Annotated in this window: 21 protein-coding genes and 1 tRNA gene; 18 read left to right on the plus strand and 4 right to left on the minus strand. The window is 35.2% G+C overall.

Annotated features, from left to right (window positions below; translation table 11 throughout):
• Positions 1-186: 186 nt before the first annotated feature.
• From AC2A1G_RS03565 to AC2A1G_RS03580, 4 genes are read left to right on the plus strand one after another with little or no spacing between them, the layout of a single operon-like run.
• A complete protein-coding gene (locus AC2A1G_RS03565) occupies positions 187-834 on the plus strand; it encodes an O-methyltransferase (RefSeq protein ID WP_484045583.1) in 648 nt (215 codons plus the stop codon).
• Positions 835-879: 45 nt separating this feature from the next.
• Complete coding sequence (locus AC2A1G_RS03570) at positions 880-1,596, plus strand: C40 family peptidase (RefSeq protein ID WP_484045584.1); 717 nt, start codon at positions 880-882, stop codon at positions 1,594-1,596.
• A gap of 5 nt (positions 1,597-1,601) precedes the next feature.
• Positions 1,602-2,078, plus strand: a complete 477-nt coding sequence (locus tag AC2A1G_RS03575) for a DUF1648 domain-containing protein (RefSeq protein WP_484045585.1) — start codon at positions 1,602-1,604, stop codon at positions 2,076-2,078.
• A complete protein-coding gene (locus AC2A1G_RS03580) occupies positions 2,075-3,361 on the plus strand; it encodes a 3-deoxy-D-manno-octulosonic acid transferase (RefSeq protein ID WP_484045586.1) in 1,287 nt (428 codons plus the stop codon). The genes AC2A1G_RS03575 and AC2A1G_RS03580 overlap by 4 nt, the downstream gene beginning before the upstream one ends.
• Here AC2A1G_RS03580 and AC2A1G_RS03585 read toward each other — a convergent pair.
• Positions 3,353-3,979 carry a deoxyuridine 5'-triphosphate nucleotidohydrolase gene (locus tag AC2A1G_RS03585; RefSeq protein ID WP_484045587.1) on the minus strand — a complete coding sequence of 209 codons (627 nt, stop codon included), beginning with the start codon at positions 3,977-3,979 and terminating at the stop codon, positions 3,353-3,355. The genes AC2A1G_RS03580 and AC2A1G_RS03585 overlap by 9 nt on opposite strands.
• Positions 3,979-4,731 carry a glycosyltransferase family 2 protein gene (locus AC2A1G_RS03590; RefSeq protein WP_484045588.1) on the minus strand — a complete coding sequence of 251 codons (753 nt, stop codon included), beginning with the start codon at positions 4,729-4,731 and terminating at the stop codon, positions 3,979-3,981. Before AC2A1G_RS03590 ends, AC2A1G_RS03585 begins: the two co-directional genes overlap by 1 nt.
• A 147-nt stretch (positions 4,732-4,878) precedes the next feature.
• On the opposite strand from AC2A1G_RS03590, the gene AC2A1G_RS03595 reads away from it, so the two are divergent.
• The 11 genes from AC2A1G_RS03595 to AC2A1G_RS03645 all read left to right on the plus strand — a co-directional run bounded on the left by AC2A1G_RS03595 (position 4,879) and on the right by AC2A1G_RS03645 (position 15,546).
• Positions 4,879-5,355 (plus strand): lipocalin family protein, encoded by a 477-nt coding sequence (locus AC2A1G_RS03595; RefSeq protein WP_484045589.1) that lies wholly within the window; start codon positions 4,879-4,881, stop codon positions 5,353-5,355.
• A 175-nt stretch (positions 5,356-5,530) separates the two neighbouring features.
• Complete coding sequence (locus tag AC2A1G_RS03600; RefSeq protein WP_484045590.1) at positions 5,531-8,521, plus strand: leucine--tRNA ligase; 2,991 nt, start codon at positions 5,531-5,533, stop codon at positions 8,519-8,521.
• Between the two features lie 239 nt (positions 8,522-8,760).
• On the plus strand, positions 8,761-9,633 hold the full coding sequence (locus tag AC2A1G_RS03605) for a MotA/TolQ/ExbB proton channel family protein (protein WP_484045591.1): 873 nt from the start codon (positions 8,761-8,763) through the stop codon (positions 9,631-9,633).
• Between the two features lie 62 nt (positions 9,634-9,695).
• Positions 9,696-10,286: an ExbD/TolR family protein gene (locus tag AC2A1G_RS03610; RefSeq protein WP_484045592.1), complete on the plus strand. Its 591-nt coding sequence runs from the start codon at positions 9,696-9,698 to the stop codon at positions 10,284-10,286.
• Between the two features lie 22 nt (positions 10,287-10,308).
• On the plus strand, positions 10,309-10,854 hold the full coding sequence (locus AC2A1G_RS03615) for an ExbD/TolR family protein (RefSeq protein ID WP_484045593.1): 546 nt from the start codon (positions 10,309-10,311) through the stop codon (positions 10,852-10,854).
• A gap of 23 nt (positions 10,855-10,877) precedes the next feature.
• Positions 10,878-11,711, plus strand: a complete 834-nt coding sequence (locus AC2A1G_RS03620) for an energy transducer TonB (RefSeq protein ID WP_484045594.1) — start codon at positions 10,878-10,880, stop codon at positions 11,709-11,711.
• A 105-nt stretch (positions 11,712-11,816) separates the two neighbouring features.
• The gene (locus tag AC2A1G_RS03625) at positions 11,817-12,017 is read left to right on the plus strand and encodes a C4-dicarboxylate ABC transporter (RefSeq protein ID WP_484045595.1); all 201 of its coding nucleotides are present in this window, start codon (positions 11,817-11,819) and stop codon (positions 12,015-12,017) included.
• A complete protein-coding gene (locus AC2A1G_RS03630; protein ID WP_484045596.1) occupies positions 12,010-12,882 on the plus strand; it encodes a PstS family phosphate ABC transporter substrate-binding protein in 873 nt (290 codons plus the stop codon). The genes AC2A1G_RS03625 and AC2A1G_RS03630 overlap by 8 nt, the downstream gene beginning before the upstream one ends.
• 74 nt (positions 12,883-12,956) lie before the next feature.
• A complete protein-coding gene (locus AC2A1G_RS03635) occupies positions 12,957-14,633 on the plus strand; it encodes a tetratricopeptide repeat protein (protein ID WP_484045597.1) in 1,677 nt (558 codons plus the stop codon).
• A gap of 79 nt (positions 14,634-14,712) precedes the next feature.
• Positions 14,713-15,432, plus strand: coding sequence for a bacillithiol biosynthesis deacetylase BshB1 (gene bshB1, locus AC2A1G_RS03640; protein ID WP_484045598.1), 720 nt, complete (start codon positions 14,713-14,715; stop codon positions 15,430-15,432).
• A gap of 37 nt (positions 15,433-15,469) precedes the next feature.
• A tRNA-His gene (locus AC2A1G_RS03645) sits at positions 15,470-15,546 on the plus strand.
• Positions 15,547-15,667: 121 nt separating this feature from the next.
• Here AC2A1G_RS03645 and AC2A1G_RS03650 read toward each other — a convergent pair.
• On the minus strand, positions 15,668-16,003 hold the full coding sequence (locus AC2A1G_RS03650; protein WP_262149354.1) for a DUF3276 family protein: 336 nt from the start codon (positions 16,001-16,003) through the stop codon (positions 15,668-15,670).
• 100 nt (positions 16,004-16,103) lie between these two features.
• A complete protein-coding gene (locus AC2A1G_RS03655; RefSeq protein ID WP_484045599.1) occupies positions 16,104-17,765 on the minus strand; it encodes an ABC transporter ATP-binding protein in 1,662 nt (553 codons plus the stop codon).
• Between the two features lie 90 nt (positions 17,766-17,855).
• On the opposite strand from AC2A1G_RS03655, the gene AC2A1G_RS03660 reads away from it, so the two are divergent.
• The 3 genes from AC2A1G_RS03660 to yajC are packed head-to-tail and all read left to right on the plus strand — an operon-like array spanning position 17,856 to position 19,650.
• Positions 17,856-18,761 carry a transcription antitermination protein NusB gene (locus tag AC2A1G_RS03660; protein WP_484045600.1) on the plus strand — a complete coding sequence of 302 codons (906 nt, stop codon included), beginning with the start codon at positions 17,856-17,858 and terminating at the stop codon, positions 18,759-18,761.
• Positions 18,762-18,775: 14 nt separating this feature from the next.
• Positions 18,776-19,288, plus strand: a complete 513-nt coding sequence (locus tag AC2A1G_RS03665) for a DUF1573 domain-containing protein (protein ID WP_484045601.1) — start codon at positions 18,776-18,778, stop codon at positions 19,286-19,288.
• Positions 19,289-19,290: 2 nt separating this feature from the next.
• On the plus strand, positions 19,291-19,650 hold the full coding sequence (yajC, locus tag AC2A1G_RS03670; RefSeq protein ID WP_484045602.1) for a preprotein translocase subunit YajC: 360 nt from the start codon (positions 19,291-19,293) through the stop codon (positions 19,648-19,650).
• Positions 19,651-19,697 lie beyond the last annotated feature (47 nt).

A 19,697-nucleotide genomic window follows, 5' to 3' on the forward strand; every position in this document is an offset into this window, starting at 1 on the left:
TTGCAGGTTTGTAAACCCTAGTTTATTTTTTTTCATCACCTTTAATACAGTATTTTTACCTATATCATTGATGTGTCAAAAGTACAAGCCTTATTTTACATATACAATCCGTATTTTTACGGTATTTTAAATGGGAAAATTTTCGTATAGAGATTTTTTTAAATTCGTGTTATTAAAAATTAGAAAATGAGTTATTTCGAAGAAAAACATCCTGAAATGGACAGGTATCTGGAAAATCACACTTCTTCCGAACCTGAAATTCTTAAAAAACTGAGAAGAGAAACTTTTCAGAAAACCACGCATCCACACATGATTTCCGGCTATCAGCAGGGAAGACTTTTGAGTATTATCTCTAAAATGCTCAATCCTAAAAATATTCTGGAGATAGGAACCTTTACAGGTTACGCAACATTGTCTTTAGCTGAAGGATTATCTGCTGACGGGAAAATTACAACTTTAGACGTTAACGAAGATTTAGCTTATCTCCCGAAAAAATATTTTACAGAAAGTGAATTTTCTTCTCAAATTGATTTTAAAATTCAGGATGCTAAAGAATTTCTAAAAAACACAGAAGAAATTTTTGACCTCGTTTTTATTGATGCAGATAAAGAAAATTATGCAGAATATTTCAGATTAATAAAACCTAAAACCAAATCCGGTTCTGTGGTTTTGTTTGACAATGTTTTGTGGTACGGAAAAGTTTTAGATGAAAATCCTAAGCAAAAATCTACACAAATCATAAAAGAACTGAATGATTTGACGGCTCAGGACGAAGATTTTGATAATCTTATTTTACCTTTGCGTGACGGAGTAAATTTTCTGAGAAGAAAATAAATTGAGAAAATAGAATTCTCAACCTTAATTTATAACCTATCAATGATGGATAAAGGAATTTGTACAGTAACTGTAGCGCCGGTGCGTGCAGAAAATTCGGATAAAGCAGAAATCGTAACCGAGATTCTTTTTGGTGAAAGTGCCAATATTTTGGAGGTAAATAAAAACTGGACCAAGATAAAAATGCACTACGACGGCTACGAGGGCTGGATGGATACCAAACAGCTAAAGCCAATTTCTGACGAAGATTTTGCAAAACGAAAAGTAACTGTGGTAACCGAAGATTTTTCTTCTGTCCTGATGAGAGATGGAAAAACGCTTCTGTCGATGGGTTCTGAGGTTGAATTTCCTGTCGTAGCTTCTCAACGAAGTCATGATTTGAGAGAAAGTATAGTACTTACAGCCAAAGAATTTATCAATGTTCCTTATTTGTGGGGTGGAAAAAGCTTTTTTGCCGTAGACTGTTCCGGTTTCACGCAGTTGGTTTATAAAGTTCATAATATTAAGCTTCCCCGTGATACTTCACAGCAGGTTGAGGTGGGGGAGTCTTTGACTTTTGTGGAAGAAAGTGAGCCGGGCGATTTAGCTTTTTTTGAAAATGCAGAAGGTAAAATTATTCACGTTGGGATTATGCTTGAAAATCAAAAAATCATTCACGCATCGGGAAAAGTGAGAATTGATACTTTAGATTCCACAGGGATTTTTAATAAAGAACTGAATAAGCATACCCATAAACTTCGTGTGATCAAAAAATTGATTTAAAAAAAATGAAAATTTCCACTGTCTTTTTTATTGCAAACATTGTTTTGTTGAGCTTTATCTGGGGGTTCACCATTTTTTCGTATTCAAATCTGCCGGAAATTGTGCCTACTCATTTTGCAGTAAATGGGACGGTAAACGGGGAAGATCATAAAAAGACCATTTGGTTTCTTCCTGCAATCGGATCATTCCTTTTTTTGCTTTTGGCAGGAATGCAGCAAAATCCGGAATCGCCGATGCTGAATGTTCCTCAAAGCTTCAGAAATAAGGAAAAGCTGAAAGTGATTTCTTACAGTATTCTTTTTACAGTACTTTTTTTGATCGCAGATACAGTGTTGGAAAGCATTCTCATTGCGCAGGGGAAATTAACTGAAATGTCCGATGCTGTATTTTTCCTTTTAGGCTTAATGTTTTTTACCATAGGATTTCATATTTTCAGGATGATAAAAGAAGGACAGAAAGAAACCTTAAATCTGAACAGTTGAAATTTTTATATTCTATTTTTGTCAGTCTTATGATCTTCGGGATGAAGGTTTTTGCTCTTTTCAATACCAAAACTAAAAAAGGCGTTGAAGGAAGAAAGCAGTCTTTGAGTATCATAAAATCTAAATTTTCTTCTGATGATGAAGTCTTGTGGATGCATGCTGCAAGTCTTGGCGAATATGAACAGGGACTTCCTGTTCTTGAAAAACTGAAAAATAAATTTCCTGATTATAAAGTTTTAGTCACTTTTTTTTCTCCTTCTGGCTACGAAAATGTGATTAAAAAGACAACAATTGCTGATGCTGTCTGCTATCTTCCGTTTGACAGAAATTCAGATGTAAAGGAGTTTTTACAAGCTTTTAAACCTAAACTGTTTTTTACGGTAAAATACGATTTCTGGTATAATTTATTGAGGCAGTTAAAAGAAAACGATGCGAAAATATTTGTAGTTTCGGCACTGTTTTATGAAAGACAGAGTTTCTTCAAATCTTACGGAAAATGGTTTGTAAAGCAATTGAAAGAAAATGTTGACTGGTTTTTCCATCAGACTAAACATTCTTATGTTTTAGCGAAAAGTATTGGTCTTGAAAAATCATCTGTAACCGGAGATACAAGATTTGACCGTGTAAAACAGATTAAAAACAGGGATAATAATGTTGATTTTATAACAGATTTTATTTCCGGAAATAAAACAGTTGTCTTTGGAAGCTCGTGGCAGGCAGAAGAGAAAATTGCAAAGAATATTTCAGAAAAAAATAAAAATTTAAAACTCATCATTGCCCCTCATGATCTAAAAAGAGTTCAAAATTTAAAAGAAATCTTCCCAAACGCAATCTTGTACAGCGAATTGCAGGTATCCCACATCCAGAATCCCGCATCCAACATTTCATCCAGCGAATTGCAAACACCCATCATCCATCATCCAACATCCAACATCTTAATTATAGATAGCATCGGCTTACTTTCAAAATTATATTCGTATGCCGACTTCGCCGTTGTTGGCGGTGGTTTTCATGATGCCGGATTGCACAATATTCTTGAAGCTGCAACATTTGGAGTGCCCGTGATTTTCGGAAATCAGTATCGCAAAAATCCTGAAGCGGATGATTTAATAAAAGCCAATGGCGGAAAATCTTTTGAAACTGAAAAAGAAGCGGCAGATTTTATTTTAAAACTTGTTAAAAATGAAAAGTTGCTGACTGAAATGTCTCAAAATGCTTCAAAATTCGTCAGTGAAAAACCAAACTCCTCAGAATTGATTGTTCAGAAAATTCTGTCACTTTAAAAAACCGTGATTCTTGATATCTTTAATAATTAAATCAAAATGATCCGGAATTCTTTCGATGGTAAGCCAGTTGAAATCTATTCCGTTGTTGATGAAGAGCTTTTCCAGATAAACGTTTGATGTAATTTTATCGTGAAGTTCCGATAGCAATCCGTCTAATTCCATCCAGTAATCTTCGTCCAGTTTTTTGATAAGCAGAAGAGATTTCACCACTTTATTAATAAGGTATAGGTAAAGTTTATAAATGTCATTAAACCTTTGTCGGCTCAATTTATCATTAGATTCTAAAATCTGGTTGATGAGAAAAAGATTCAGAGAAACATCACCAAATTTATCTGTAGTAACTTTCACGTGTTCCGTAATTTCAGCGCTGATTTTCCTTATTAAAACAACAAAATATTTTTGATTACTGATGTATTTAGAAGCGAATTCTACTTTTTCTTTGATATGTTCTTCCATTGCATCACGCTTCTGGTCGGCAGTTTCGGTGTCAATCAGTTCAAAATAAAGTTTTTTAGATAAAATTTTATCCTTTTTCAGCAATCTGAAAATCAGTCTGTCTTTTTCTACCGGAGTTAGCAGACTTAAAGCTGTTTTAAATTCTTTAGAATATTCCATCAGTTAAATAATTTTGAATATTTTTTAAAACCATTAAACGCCCAGTTCAAAGTGTAATACATCGATTTTACTGTCGAAAAATTCATAAAATCCTTGTACACCAAATATTGATCCTTTATGATATTCTGCTTTTTTCTGGAAATGCTTGTAGCGTGCATGCGGTACTTTGCCATCGTTTTCGGCAAAGCTTTTCCTTCGGGGATTTTCTTTAACAAATTAAGCCACATCACGTGATCTTCACGTTTACTTCCTTCTGGGAAAAATTCTTTCCCAACTCTTTTTGAATCATACATCGAGGAAAGAAGCGAAAGTCTGCAGGTTTTAAGTAAGTTTTGAAAAGTTACTGTTTTATCAGCTTTAAAATCTTCAATTTGTGGATTCAGATTTTCGTCACATCTCGCATAATTAGAGTAGGCGAGCTCGGTATTTTCTTTTTTCATAAAAGTAATCATCTCTGCTAAGAAATCGGGATTCCAAAAGTCGTCTGCGTCTAAAAAAGTAATATATCTTCCTGAAGCTTTTTGCAGAGAAATATTTCTTGCATGACCCGCTCCACCGTTTTTTTCAGCAACTGTAAGTTTAATCCTTGGATCAGAAATACTATTGATGATTTCTACAGAATCGTCTTTGGAGCAGTCATCTGTAATCAGCCATTCCCAATCTGTATAGGTTTGGTTGAGTACCGAGTCTATCGTTTCTTTCAAAAATTTTGAAGAATTGTAGCAAGGAGTGATGATAGAAATTTCGGGCATTTGCGGGTTTTTGCAAATATAAACTTTTTAAAACGTGTTCAAATAAAGCAAAATGATAAGAAATTGTAAAATATGATTCCAAATATTAAAAAAAAATAACAAAGTATTTAAAAAAAATCATAATTTTAGGCCTTGAAAAAATGATCTATGAAGAAATTAGCATTATTATTTGCGGGATTAGCTTTGTTTGCAACAACAACGGCTTGTAACGACGACGAAAATACAGCTCCTGAAGTTCCTTTGGTAGGAACTTGGCAACCCTTAGCCGAAGTAAGAACTGAGGTTGATGTAAACGGAGACGGTTTCAGCGATCAGGTTACATACAGCACTTGCCAGCAACAGGCGAGATGGGTTTTTAAAGAAAACGCTTCTGGTACCCGTACTACCTTTGAAGAATCTGGAGTGTCACCAGTGGTTTGTACTCAGACTTCAAACCGTACTTTCTCTTACGCTTATGATAAAGGTGCTAAAACTATAGAGCTTAAATATCAGGGAACGGTTGTTTCAGATAAAGGTAAAATTACCAGATTGGATGCAGATGCATTAAACCTGATGATTGAAGATAAAACTGATCCTTTAGTATATAAAACGGTGACTTATTCTTTCAAAAGAATTCCGCAATAATTTTTTGAATATATTCAATTACCATATAAACTCTCATCTTCGGATGAGATTTTTTGTTTTAAGCATTGTTTATTTTAAGTATTATTTCTTTTAAAATCATTATTTTTGTGAATCAGGATTTTAGATTTAAAAAACATCTGGCATCCTTCATCTAACATCTAACAAATTAAGAAACGTGTTTTACGATCATCAGCAGATAGAAAAAAAGTGGCAGAAATACTGGGAAGAAAATCAAACCTATAAGACTTCCGATAAAACCGATAAACCGAAATTTTATGTTCTCGATATGTTTCCGTATCCATCGGGAGCGGGGCTTCATGTAGGTCATCCGCTTGGATATATTGCATCAGATATTTATGCGAGATATAAAAGACACCAAGGTTTCAATGTGCTTCACCCGGTTGGTTATGATTCTTTCGGACTTCCTGCTGAACAGTATGCGATTCAGACAGGGCAACATCCTGCTGTAACTACTGAGCAAAACATTACAAGATACGAAGAGCAGTTAAGAAAAATCGGTTTCTCTTTCGACTGGAGCAGAGAGGTAAGAACTTCTGACGCTTCTTATTATAAATGGACACAATGGATTTTCATTGAGTTGTTCCACTCTTGGTATAATAAAGATACAAACAAGGCAGAACCGATCTCAACTTTGATTAAGCATTTTGAAGAACAAGGAACGGAAGGTCTAAATGCCAATCAAAATGATGAATTAAATTTCACGGCAGAAGAATGGAAATCTGCTTCTGAAATGGATAAAGAAGATATTCTTTTAAATTACCGTTTAGCCTACAGAGCAGAAACAACTGTCAACTGGTGTCCTGCATTAGGAACAGTTTTGGCAAACGACGAAATTAAAGATGGAAAATCTGAAAGAGGAGGTTACCCTGTTTTCCAAAAGAAAATGATGCAGTGGAGCATGAGAATTTCTGCTTACTCTGAAAGATTGTTGCAAGGTTTAAAAACTTTAGACTGGCCACAACCTTTGAAAGATTCACAAGAGTACTGGATCGGAAAATCTCAGGGAGCACAGGTTAGATTCAATGTTGAAGGTCATAACGAAATCGTTGAGGTTTTCACAACAAGACCTGATACCATTTTCGGAGCGACTTTTATGGTTTTGGCTCCTGAAAATCCTTTAGTAGAAAATATTACTACAGCAGAACAGAAAGCTGAAGTGGAAAATTACATCGCAGAAACTTCCAAGAAAACCGAACGCGATAGAATGGCAGACGTGAAAAATGTTTCAGGAGCTTTCACAGGAAGTTATGCAATCAATCCGTTCAGCGGAGAAAAAATGCCGGTTTATATTTCAGATTATGTTTTGATGGGTTACGGAACGGGAGCTGTAATGGCTGTTCCTGCACACGATGAGCGCGATCACAGATTTGCAAAGAAATTTAATCTTGAAATTAAAAAAGTTGTAGAAACAGAAGAAGACGTTCAGGAAAAATCTTTTGATTCTAAAGACTCTGTTTGTGTAAATTCTGATTTCTTAAACGGTTTAAATTATAATGATGCAAAATCAAAAATAATTGCAGAGATTGAAAACAAAGGAATTGGTCACGGCACTACGAACTACAGACAACGTGATGCGATTTTCTCAAGACAACGTTATTGGGGCGAGCCCGTTCCTATATATTATAAGGATGGAATGCCTTACACGTTGCCGACTTCCGCTTTGCCTTTGGAACTTCCTGAAGTTGAAAAATATTTACCGACAGAAGATGGAGATCCTCCATTAGGAAATGCCAAAACTTTTGCATGGGACGAAGCGAATCAAAAAATTGTTGATACTAATTTAATTGATGAGAAGACTATTTTCCCATTAGAATTATCTACAATGCCGGGTTGGGCAGGAAGCTCATGGTATTTCTTGAGATACATGGATCCTAAAAATGAAGATGTTTTCACCAACAAAGATCTTTCTGATTATTGGGGACAGGTAGATTTATATATTGGAGGTAGCGAACACGCAACCGGTCACTTATTGTATTCCCGTTTTTGGAATATGTTCTTAAAGGATAGAGGATATATTAAAAATGATGAACCTTTCCAAAAGTTGATTAATCAAGGGATGATTTTGGGGATGAGTGCTTTGGGTAATAGAATTTTTCTTGATCCAAAATATTATGAACTAAAAGATAAAACTCTTGAAAAGAAAAGGTTGAATTTAGTAATTCCTTCTAAATATCTTAGTTTTTGGGAAAATCCAGATGGAAAAGAAGTAAAAGAAGTTTTTGTTATTGGTCAAAAACATGAAAAAGAAGTCATTAAACAAATTCAAGAACAAATAGGAATTGAAATTGAAAAGTTTAGTGGTTTTTCTCCTCAAAGATTTCATATCAATATTTCTTTGTTAAAAGGTACAACAGACGAACTTGATATTGACGCATTTAAAAATGATGGACTTTATAATAAAGATTTTGCAGATGCTATTATAATCACAGAAAATGGCAAATATATCGTTGATCGTGAAGTAGAAAAAATGTCCAAATCAAAATACAACGTTGTAAATCCTGACGATATCTGTGAAGAGTACGGTGCGGACGGTTTAAGATTGTATGAAATGTTCTTAGGTCCGTTGGAACAATCCAAGCCTTGGAACACACAGGGTTTGAGCGGAGTTTACGGTTTTCTTAAGAAATTCTGGAATTTGTATTTTAATGGAGAGGTTTTTGAAGTATCTGACGAAGAGCCGACAAAAGCAGAATATAAAATATTACATACATTAATAAAGAAAGTCGTTTACGATATCGAAAACTTCTCTTTCAATACTTCTGTATCTTCATTTATGATTGCTGTAAATGAATTGCAAAAAATAAAATGTAACAAACGCAATATTTTAGAGCCTTTAGCCGTTGTAATTTCTCCCTATGCACCGCATATCTGTGAAGAGTTGTGGAGTCTTATGGGCAAAGAAGGATCAATTGAATATGTTGAGTTCCCGAAATTGGAAGAAAAATACCTTGAAGAGGATGAAATTGAGTATCCAATCAGTGTAAATGGGAGGGTGAAATTTAAAATATCGCTGTCTGCACAACTTTCTGCAAAAGAAGTTGAAGATTTAGTGCTTCAAAATGACAAAATGGAACAGATTTTGGAGGGTAAAACTCCGAAAAAAATCATTGTTGTACCGAAAAGAATCGTGAACATAGTAATTTAAAAAATAATTAACATTAGAATATTCAAAAAAATACGCAATCTATTTTTTTGAATATTCAATGTTTTTTCAATTGTTGGTATAAAGTTGACAAAATAATTTTTTATTTTTAGATGAAATGAAACATATTAATTAAATGTTATTCTAAAAATACAAAATGTTTATTTATGTCTCTTGCATGTTAATTTATTTTATCTTTATTTTACAATCTGAAATTTTTAAACAATATAATTTAGTTAAATATGGAAATGAATGTTTCAAAAAATGATGAGCAAGTAGTTGCTAAAAAGATGGGTGGTCTTAACCCTGCAATTGTAATTCCTATTTTATTCGTAATTGGAGTTGCTATTTATATGTTTGTATTGGGTAACCCTTCAAACTTCCAACATCCAGATCAGTTTAAAGGTGCAGCTTCTGTAGCTTTGTCTGATGTTGAGGGTAAAAAAATTGAACCAGCTGAAGGATCAATGATGGGTATCGTTTACAAAGGAGGTCCTGTAGTTCCAATCTTGCTTACATTTATGATCACGGTATTGGTGTTCTCAATCGAGAGAGCTTTGGTATTAGGTAGAGCAAGCGGTAAAAACAATTTGGATAACTTTGTTACAACAATCAGAACGTATCTGAACAAAAACCAAATCAACGAAGCTTTGGAAGAGTGTGACAAACAACAAGGTTCTGTAGGGAATGTTGTAAAAGAAGGTCTTACTACTTACAAAATTCTTGAGAAAGACGCCACTTTAAACAAAGAGCAGAAATTGGTTGCACTAAGCAAGTCTTTAGAAGAGGCTACAACTTTAGAAATGCCAATGCTTGAGAAAAACATGATGATTCTTTCTACTTTAGGTACTGTAGCAACTTTGATTGCACTTTTAGGTACAGTACTTGGTATGATTAAAGCATTTGCTGCGTTAGGTGCAGGTGGAGGATCTCCGGATGCTGCTGCTCTATCAACAGGTATCTCTGAAGCATTGATCAACACGGCTTTAGGTATTGGTACTTCTGCGATTGCAATTATCCTTTACAACTATTTTACATCTAAAATTGATGGATTAACTTATAAAATAGACGAAATCGGATTAAGCATTCAGCAATCTTTTGCAGAATTCAACTAAGAGTTGAATTTGGTCTGCAAACAGACACAATCTTATTTTGTTAAATTTTATAAATATTTAATATGGCGAGAGTCAAACCAAAAAGACACGGGGTAGTTACGGATATGACGGCAATGTGCGACGTTGCTTTCCTGCTCCTTACGTTCTTCATCCTTACAACGCAGTTTAAAAAACCGGATGCAGAGCAGATTACTACGCCATCTTCAGTTTCAACACAAAAGTTGGATGATACCAACTTGATGACAATAAGTGTAACGCCGGATGGAAGATTCTTTTTTACACCTACTGTTGCTCCAGCTGAAAGAGACGAGTTATTAGACATGATGGCTGGAGAATATAGAATCGGTTTTTCTGATGCTCAGAAAAAAGCTTTCAGAAACGCAAGTGCAATCGGTGTTGCAATGAAGCAGCTTCCATCTTATCTTGATAAGCCGGAAGATGTGAGACAGGAAATCAAAGGAGTGTCAATTCCTATGGATTCTGTGAATAAAGAACTTACAAATTGGGTTAAATATTCTCTGCAGGCAAATCCTGATGCTAAATTAGCAATCAAAGGTGACGCAAAAGCACAGTATCCTCAGTTCAAAGCTCTTTTTGACGGATTGAAAGAAATTGAGTTTTATAAATTTGTACTGATTACATCTACAGAGTAGTCGGATTTAAAAAAGAAGAGAAATGGCAGAAGTACAAGTACAAGAAAAAGGCGGCAAGGGCGGCAAGGTACGCTCCAAGAAACATAACGCCAGAGTAGATATGACTCCGATGGTGGATTTAGGTTTTCTTTTGATTACATTCTTTATGTTTACCACAACTTTCAGCAAACCCAATATTATGGATATGAAGTTGCCGGCTAAACCTGATGAGACTCAGAAGATAGACGAACCTCAAATCGATCTTTCAAATGCAATTACATTCCTGTTGGGAAAAGATGATAAAATGTACTATCATCAGTATGACCAGACAGGTCTTACAGATCCTGGAAAGTTGACGCAATCTACTTTAGATTCTGAAGATATTGCAAAAGTTATCGCTACTGCGAAGGCTAGAGCTAAGAAGCCTGAGATTTTCACAGTAATCATCAAACCTACCGATGATTCTACTTATGAGAATTTTGTGGATATATTAGATGAGATGGCAATTACTAAAACTGATCACTACGGTATCGGTGAAGTAAAGCCTTGGGAAAAGACTGTTTATGACCAAAAAGTTGGTAATAAATAAGTTTAACAATTAAATTTAAAAGTATGTCAACAGATAATTATACTGCTGCAACGCCTACTCTTGATGAGGTGGTATTCGAGCACAGAAATAAAGAATATGGTGCGTATGACCTGAGACAGGCGTACAGATCATTGTTAACAAAGGCATTTCTTTTGGGTACTCTTATTTTCGTTCTTTTGGTTGTTGGGCCGTTTTTATATTTAAAAATGACTCAGGAAAAAGCTAAAGAGGAGAAAATTGTGGAAGTAAATTTAGATGATATCAAAGATTTACCTCCGCCACCAGTAGAAAAAGAATTGCCACCTCCACCACCACCTCCACCAGTGGAGCCACCGAAAGTGGAAATTGTGAAGGATATGATTCCTGAGCCTAAACCGAATCCAAAAATCGAGGAACCACCTAAGAAAATGGAAGAAGTGAAAGAAACTACAATTGGTACTAAAGATGTTGAAGGTGAGAAGAAAACTACTTACGTTCAACAGAAACCACCTGAAAGTACAGGTCAGGGTAAAGCTTTAGATGTACAGCCGGTTGATAAAAATAAAGTTTTTGACGGGCAACTTGAGCAACAAGCCGACTTTGTGGGGGGTATCGAAAAATTCAGAAGATTAGTAGGTGAAAACTTCGATCAGTCTGATTTTGAAGGTGCTGGTGAAACTATCAGTACAAGTATCAGTTTCGTTGTAGAAAGAGATGGTACTATTTCTGATGTGAAAGCTTCTGGTCCTAATTCTGCATTCAACAAAGAAGCAGAAAGAACAGTAAGAGGTATCAAAGGAAAATGGACTCCGGGTAAAATGCAGGGAGAAAATGTAAGATCCAGATTTAGATTACCATTGAAAATGGCTTTCGAATAATCTGATTCTTAATTAAATAATAAAAGAGCAGCAATTTAGTTTGTTGCTCTTTTTTATTAACTTTTTTTAACTTTCAGACTGATTTTATTTTAGTATTTTTGCTTTATGTTGTTTAGATATTTATCAATTTTGGTAGGCTTATGCTACATTGTTGTAGGAATTTTTACCATTGTTTACAAAGCATTTATCGTTTTTCCACTGGAGCAAATGACTGCTTACCCACTAGGTGCTGTGCTTATTGGATATGGTATTTTTAGAATTACGAGAGGCTACTATCAAATAAAAAAATCTGATCAGGATGAATAAGAGTTTAGTATATCTTCTTTTTGTATTAATATTTTTATCATCTTGCTCAAAAGACAAAACAGATTCACCTCAAACGGGTGCTATCACTGTAGTTGCAGATGAATCTTTCGAAAATGTGACTCGCGTTTTAAAGGATCGGTACATGCTTTTTTATCCAAAGACAAAAATTAATTTTGTTATTAAAAAAGAAAATGTTGCTTTACAGGATCTTCTAAACGGTAAAGCAAGAGTTATTGTAATGTCCCGAGAGCTTACTAATGACGAAAAAACTGCATTTAAGCAAAAATTTAATTCTGAAGTTGAACCAGCGAGATTTGCTGCTGACGGCTTGGTTTTTATAGTTTCAAAAAATTCCACAATCACACAACTTTCAGTAGATGAAATTAAAGGGAGATTATTGGATGGTAAAAACAGTCTCATTTTTGACGGTTCAAATTCCGCAAATACCAGTTTTATTGCAAAAAGACTTGGGATTTCACCTAATGATTTAAAATATTCTTCGCTTCCCAATAACGAAGACATTATTAAAGAAATCAATAAATATCCAAACAGTATTGGAGTAATTGGTTACAACGCATTGAGTCGTCCCCACAATACAGAATCTAAAATGTTCCGTGAATCTGTAAATATATTACCAATTGTTGATTCCAAAGGAAAGAGTATCAGTATTTCGACGGAGACAATGAAAAACAATACTTATCCTTTTACAAGAGTTTTGTATTTTCTTACTAACGAAGCTTATTTTGGTTTAGGTAATGGATTTATTAGGTTCTCATGCTCGCAGCCCGGGCAAATAATAGTTAAAAAACAAGGCTTACAGCCATTTTACATCATTCCGAGAGAAGTGAAGATTAGCCAGGAGTAACACAAATGGTCTGATAATTGATAAAATATAAAAGGTTAAATTTAAAAAATAATTATAATTTCAAAAATATGTCAATGGAAATAAGAGTTGGAATATCAAAAAAATTAGCATTAGGAGGAGTTGCAGCATTTTCTTTTTTAAATGTAGCGTATGCACAAAGCGTTCAGCAAGGTGAAATTTTGGTGGAAAGCTATAAATTTGGTCAGGCTAAAGAGGTATTTACTCAGTTAATTGCAAAAGAGCCTACAGATAAAAACTTTTTCTATTTAGGTAATACTTATCTTTCTCAGGCTGAGCCAGATTTTGCTCAGGCAACTGAAGCGTTCAATAAAGGTTTGGCATTAGATGCTAAAAAATCTTTCTACAGCAGATTAGGTTTAGCTTCTGTAAAATTAGGAAAAGGAGAGAAAGCTGCAGCAGTTGCAGAAATTAACGCTATTGTAAAAGATTCTCGTGAAAAAGATGCAGATTTGCTTGCTGAAGCAGGTAAAACTTTAGTTAAATATGATAAGAGCAACGACCCAAGGTTAGCGATAGAATTATTGAATAAAGCTATTGAGAAATCTGAGAAATCTGGTGCTCCTGCGTCTTACCTGTACAGTTTGGGTGACGCATATACTGCATTGGGTGTGCAAACTAAAAGTGGGGTAGACTATGGTAACGCAATGACAGCTTATGAAAAGGCTTTGCCGGTAGCGAAATCTAAAGCGGTAGTATACACAAGAATGGGTTCTCTTTGGTTGAATGCCAAAGCAGTGGATAAAGCAAAGGCAAATCTTGATCAGGCTGCAAAAGCAGATCCAAGTTTTGCTCCAACATATAAGCTATTAGGAAATTATTTTAGTTTATATCAGGATTGGGATCAGGCATCTGCCAACTACAAGAAATATTTGTCATTAGCAGATAATGACCCAAATACAGTTTTGGATTATTCAAAATTAGCCTTTTTAACTAAAGATTATACAGGTGCAGGAAATGCATTGGATACAGTTTTTGATAAAGTTCAGGATCCATCTAAGTATAGAATTAAAGCTTATCTTCTATATCAGAAAAAAGACTATGCAGGAGCAAAAACAAATATAGAAAACTTTATTTCTCAAGCTGAAAAATCAAGAGTTCAGGTGAGCGATACAGGTCTTTTAGGTCTTGTGCAGGCAGGTTTGGCAAAAGTTAATAACGATCAGGCCATGATGCAGGATGCGAAGACAAAAATAGCAGCAGCAAAGGCAGCAAAAGACACGACGTTCAATTGGGATGAAGAGTTTGATATTGCAAGCGGAGCTAAAAAAGCAATTGCTCAGGTTTCAGCACCAACTGAAGGAGCAACCAATGCGACAATCGACGCATTAAATAAGCAACTTGCAGCTAAACCTAATGATTCTGATGCACTGTTTAAATTAGCTAACGAATATCAGGCAGTTGAAAACTGGAAAGGAGCAGCTTATGCTTGGCAAAAACTTACTGTAGAGCTTCCTACTTGGGAATCTGGTTTCTATGGTTTAGGTTTTGCGTTCCAGAAAGCTGGAGATGCTGAAAACGCAATTGCTTCTTACGAAAGATTCGTATCTGTTTTGGGAGCAAAAACTGCAGAAGAAAAAGCAAATGCTAAAGAAACTTTGGCAAATGTTTATTACAATCTCGCAAACCTTACTACGAGTGACAAGGAGAGAAGTTTACAATACATTAACAAATCTATTGAAACTTTCTCTACACCGGATGCTGTTGCACTGAAGGAGAAACTATCTAAATAATTTTAGATTACCATAAATGAAAGAGACTGCTTTTTAGCAGTCTCTTTTTACTTTCATCTAAAGTAATTATCTTTGAAATATGAAAACAGATATACTCGCTTTTGGAGCTCATCCCGACGATGTGGAATTGGGTTGTGGCGGAACAATAGCTAAATTAATTTCAGAAGGGAAAACCTGTGTTATAGTTGATTTAACTAAAGGGGAATTGGGCACACGAGGGACAGATCAAACCAGAAAAGAAGAAGCTACTGAAGCTGCAAAGATTTTAGGAGTAGCAGCGAGAGAAAATTTAGGTCTGAAAGATGGTTTTTTAGTTAATTCTGAAGAATACCGAATGGAATTGGTGAAAATGATTCGCAAATACAAACCGGAAATCGTTTTGGCAAATGCCATTGATGACAGACATCCGGATCATGCGAAAGCGGCAAAATTAGAGTCAGATGCTTGCTTTTTAGCAGGTTTAAGAAAGATAGAAACAATTCTGGATGGAGAAGCTCAGGATGTCTGGAGACCAAAGCAGATTTATCACTACATTCAATGGAAAGATGTACAGCCGGATTTTGTGATTGATATCTCAGAACACCTTGATAAGAAGATTGAAGCATGTATGGCATTCAAAACTCAATTCTATGATCCAAAATCAACAGAGCCAGAAACGCCGATTACGTCAAAAGACTTCTATGAAAGTTTAACTTATCGCGCACAGGATTTGGGAAGATTATCCGGAGTAACCTATGCAGAGGGCTTTACAACAGAAAAGTTAATGGCTTTGAAAAATTTTGACGGAATAATTTTGTAATTAAAAAATCTTTCTTATATTTGCACCACCAAAAACGGTGATTGTAGCTCAGTTGGTTAGAGCGCCGGATTGTGGTTCCGGAGGTCGGGGGTTCGAGACCCCTCATTCACCCCAGAAAAGTACACTTTTATAGTGTACTTTTTTATTTTGTATTCTCAGGGATTTCCAAAACCATAGTTTCACACACAAAAAAAGCATCTCAAAAAGATGCTGTATATTTTTATTTTTCTGAAATTTAAACCTCGTCGTCAGAATCGATCGTGAAAGTTCTGCTTTTAAAGTCTTTATCATGCTTTTCAGAGATTACATCTTCACCTTTTTCATTGATGATAAAATCTGTTGATTCATTAAACATATCCTGAAAATTTTTGAAATCTTCTTTGTAGAGATATATTTTGTGCTTCTCAAAAGTAGCCTCTCCATTGTCTCCGAAGTTCTTTTTGCTTTCGGTAATCGTAAGATAATAATCTCCTGCTTTCGTCTCGCGCACATCAAAGAAATACGTCCTTCTTCCTGCCTTTAACACCTTCGTGAAAATTTCATTTTCATGGCGTTCCTTGTAATCACTCATTGTTAGATAAATTTTTAATCTTGTTCAGAACAAATATAAAAGTTTTCTTTCAACCACAAAATTTTTTTTATGATTTATTTAACAATTATGAAAGAAACTGTTAAGGAATTACAGAATTGTTAATTTCAGACAAGTTGATAATCACATTTGCCCGCTGTGCACTCGATTCTCTGTGCGTAATGATAATTGACGTCGCATTCTGAATTTTGCGGTCAATGTTTTCAAGAATATTCTGCTCAGTCTCTGTATCTAAAGCAGATAATGAGTCATCAAAAATAATAATATTAGGATTTTTAATCAAAGCACGGGCAATACAAATCCTCTGCTTCTGCCCTCCGGAAAGCATCACGCCACGTTCGCCAACCGTCGTTTCATACTGATCTTTAAAGCCAACAATATTTTTATGAACATCGGCGATTTTAGCGTATTCAACCACTTTTTCATGAGTAGGATTTTCGATAGAGAAACCGATATTATGCTCGATCGTGTCCGAAAAAAGATAACTTTCCTGCGGAATGTAACCGATGAATTTTCTGTAATTTTCTAAATTATGCTCTTTGAGATTTTTTCCGTCAATCAGAATTTCACCTTCTGTAGGATCGATAAGTCGGCATAAAAGCAGTGCAATGGTAGATTTTCCACTTCCTGTTTTTCCCATGATAGCAAGAGATTCACCTGAATTTATTTTAAAATTTAATTTATCTAAAGCGCGAATACCTGTATTGGGATAAACATAAGATACATTCCTGAATTCAATATCACCTTTTATCGGATAGTCTTCAAAATTAGTATTAACGATATCTGATTTTTTATCTAAAAATTCATTAATTCTTTGCATTGATGCTTCTGCACGTTGGTTGATAGAAGTTACCCAGCCCACCATCGAAAATGGCCAGATCAGAATATTGATGTACATGAAGAAATCTGCAATCTTTCCGATACTCAATTCTCCGTTGATGTATTTCTGTCCACCAACAAGGATTACCAAAACATTCAGAAGTCCGATGACGAAAAGAATAATAGTGAAAAAATACGCTTCGGTTTTAGCTAAATCCAGTGCCTTATCCTGATAATCGGAAACTTTAAGACCATAATTTTTCTTGATGTAATTTTCTTTGGCAAAAAATTTCACCACCCTTATTCCCGAAAAACTGTCCTGAACAAATGTAGAAATCCCCGACTGGCTTTTCTGCATAATCTTGGATTTCTGATTGATGATAGAGCTTACCTTAAAAATCACATACGACAAAACGGGCAATGGCAGCAAGGTCCACAACGTCATCGAAACATCAGTGGTCAACATATAAATGCTCGTGATAATGAGCAAAATAAAAAGATTCACCACATACATCACGCCTGGGCCGAGATACATTCTTACAGCTACAACGTCCTCACTGAGTCTGTTCATCAAATCACCAATCGTTGTCTGCTTATAATCCGTCAGCGAAAGATCCTGATAATGGCTGTAGATTTTATTTTTCAGTTCGTATTCAATTCTTCGGGATGCGACAATGATGGTCTGCCTCATCATAAAAGTAAAAACACCTGTGAGAAGTGAGCAACCGACAATAATTGCAACATAAATCAATACCTGTCTGTTGAATCCCAGATGCCCGCTTTTGGTAAGCTCATCCACAGATTTTCCAATAAACTGTACTTTGTAAATGTTGAAAAAATTACTTGCAATGATGAAAAGTAATCCCCAAAATAAGAGTATTTTGTGTTTCCAGAAATATGGATTTAAGGTTTTAAGCGCTTTCATAAAGTTTTACAAAATTACGAAAATAGGTTCAGACTACGAATTTCAATAATTTTAAATTTCATATCTTTGCACCCATAAAAAGCTCTTTGAATGTTAGGAAGAAGACAAATCCGTGAGAAAGTTGTAGAATCGGTGTACTCGTACTGTCAAAACCCGATCAAATTTGATGTTTTGGAGAAAAATATGTTCTCCTCAATCGAAAAGATCTACCATCTGTATATCTATGAACTGAATTTTTTGGTAGCCCTGAAAGATTTGGCAGAAAACCAGATCGAAATCAGTAAAAACAAATATCTGAAGACTGATTCAGACACCAATCCTAATCAGAAATTCATCAACAATCAGGTTCTTAAAAAGCTGGAAGAAAATCCGGAGAGATTGTTTTTCACAGGTCAGCACAAAGAACTCAAATGGGATTTGCATGACGATCTTTTAAAGAAAACATTCCAGAGAATGACTGCCGGAAAAAGATATCAGGATTTTATGAAAGAGGAAGGATATTCTTTCGAAGCTGATCAGAAATTCATCGGTAAGCTTTTCCTAAGATATATGGCAGAAAATGAAGATTTTCAGGACTATATTTCAGACAAGGAACTTTCATGGTCTGATGATGTACACATCGCCAATTCTATGGTACAGAAAACAATCGGTTTTTTAAAGGAAGATCAGGAAAGCAAAACGCTGATAAAAATGATCAAAGATCAGGATGACAAAGCTTTTGCCGGAAAACTGCTACGCGAAACACTTAATGCATGGGAAAGTACCGAAAAAGTGCTTACCGAAAGACTTGAAAACTGGGATTTGGAAAGAGTTGCTGTAATGGATAAAGTGATTTTATCATGCGCAATTTCTGAAATCGATAAATTTCCTCTTACACCTTCAAGAGTAATCATCAACGAATATATCGAGATTGCCAAAGTGTTTGCTACAGACCGTTCAAACATTTTCATCAACGGAATTTTAGATAAATATTGCAAAGATTTAAACAGAATATAAATAATAAATCTAATATGAAAAAGACATTATCAATCATCGCATTGTCGGTTATAGGTTTTGGTTTGGTTTCGTGTAAAAAAGAAACTACAGAAACTACAAATTCATCAGGTATAAGCGCAGATTCCACTGCAGCACCAGCTCAGGATTCTCTTACGGCTCCGGCTGTTTCAGGAGATTCTACCACTGCGGCGGCACCGGTTTCTAATCAGCCAACCACATCAGTTGCCCTTTCTGAAAGCAATTTTGATTTCGGAAAAATTAAAAAAGGAGATAAAGTAAACCACGTTTACGAAATCACCAACACAGGGAAAAATCCTTTGGTTATTTCTGAAGTGAAGCCTGGTTGCGGATGTACAGCTCCCGAGTTTACGAAAGATCCAATCCTGCCGGGTAAAAAAGGACAGATTACTTTAAGTTTTGATTCTTCTTCCTTCGATGCAGGAATGGTAAATAAATATGCTGATGTTTTTGCCAACGTGGAGAAAGCACCTATCAAACTTACATTCACAGCTAATATCCAGAATTAATTATGTTAACAGTATTTTTACAGGCAGCAGCTCCAAACAGCAATCCTTACATGATGCCAATCATGATGGCAGCAATGGTTGTCGGGTTTTATTTCCTGATGATCAGACCTCAGATGAAAAAGCAGAAGCAGGAGAAAAAATTTCAGGAAGAGCTGAAAGTGGGAAGCAGAGTAGTGCTTACATCTGGTCTTCACGGAAGAATTGCCCAAATCCATGATGACGGAATCGTAATTGAAACTCTTTCAGGAAAATTGAAATTCGAAAAGGCAGCGATCTCAAGAGAGTTTACAGATGCCCGTTTCGGTGAAAAAGCAACGAAAGAAGCTGACAAAAAAGAAGCGATAGATACTGAAAAGAAGTAATTTTCAGATTTAAAATAAAATCAAAACGGCGATGGAACCAAGTGTTT

The sequence above is a fragment of the Chryseobacterium sp. HNCC26DJ240 genome, from assembly GCF_057180485.1.

Coding starts and splice junctions, on each gene's coding strand:
- AC2A1G_RS03635 (WP_484045597.1), top strand. CDS start 12,957: ATGGAAATAAGAGTTGGAATATCAAAAAAATTAGCATTAGGAGGAGTT.
- AC2A1G_RS03625 (WP_484045595.1), top strand. CDS start 11,817: ATGTTGTTTAGATATTTATCAATTTTGGTAGGCTTATGCTACATTGTT.
- yajC (WP_484045602.1), top strand. CDS start 19,291: ATGTTAACAGTATTTTTACAGGCAGCAGCTCCAAACAGCAATCCTTAC.
- AC2A1G_RS03650 (WP_262149354.1), bottom strand. CDS start 16,003: ATGAGTGATTACAAGGAACGCCATGAAAATGAAATTTTCACGAAGGTG.
- AC2A1G_RS03570 (WP_484045584.1), top strand. CDS start 880: ATGGATAAAGGAATTTGTACAGTAACTGTAGCGCCGGTGCGTGCAGAA.
- AC2A1G_RS03565 (WP_484045583.1), top strand. CDS start 187: ATGAGTTATTTCGAAGAAAAACATCCTGAAATGGACAGGTATCTGGAA.
- AC2A1G_RS03655 (WP_484045599.1), bottom strand. CDS start 17,765: ATGAAAGCGCTTAAAACCTTAAATCCATATTTCTGGAAACACAAAATA.
- bshB1 (WP_484045598.1), top strand. CDS start 14,713: ATGAAAACAGATATACTCGCTTTTGGAGCTCATCCCGACGATGTGGAA.
- AC2A1G_RS03610 (WP_484045592.1), top strand. CDS start 9,696: ATGGCGAGAGTCAAACCAAAAAGACACGGGGTAGTTACGGATATGACG.
- AC2A1G_RS03605 (WP_484045591.1), top strand. CDS start 8,761: ATGGAAATGAATGTTTCAAAAAATGATGAGCAAGTAGTTGCTAAAAAG.
- AC2A1G_RS03595 (WP_484045589.1), top strand. CDS start 4,879: ATGAAGAAATTAGCATTATTATTTGCGGGATTAGCTTTGTTTGCAACA.
- AC2A1G_RS03615 (WP_484045593.1), top strand. CDS start 10,309: ATGGCAGAAGTACAAGTACAAGAAAAAGGCGGCAAGGGCGGCAAGGTA.
- AC2A1G_RS03590 (WP_484045588.1), bottom strand. CDS start 4,731: ATGCCCGAAATTTCTATCATCACTCCTTGCTACAATTCTTCAAAATTT.
- AC2A1G_RS03585 (WP_484045587.1), bottom strand. CDS start 3,979: ATGGAATATTCTAAAGAATTTAAAACAGCTTTAAGTCTGCTAACTCCG.
- AC2A1G_RS03575 (WP_484045585.1), top strand. CDS start 1,602: ATGAAAATTTCCACTGTCTTTTTTATTGCAAACATTGTTTTGTTGAGC.
- AC2A1G_RS03630 (WP_484045596.1), top strand. CDS start 12,010: ATGAATAAGAGTTTAGTATATCTTCTTTTTGTATTAATATTTTTATCA.
- AC2A1G_RS03665 (WP_484045601.1), top strand. CDS start 18,776: ATGAAAAAGACATTATCAATCATCGCATTGTCGGTTATAGGTTTTGGT.
- AC2A1G_RS03660 (WP_484045600.1), top strand. CDS start 17,856: ATGTTAGGAAGAAGACAAATCCGTGAGAAAGTTGTAGAATCGGTGTAC.
- AC2A1G_RS03620 (WP_484045594.1), top strand. CDS start 10,878: ATGTCAACAGATAATTATACTGCTGCAACGCCTACTCTTGATGAGGTG.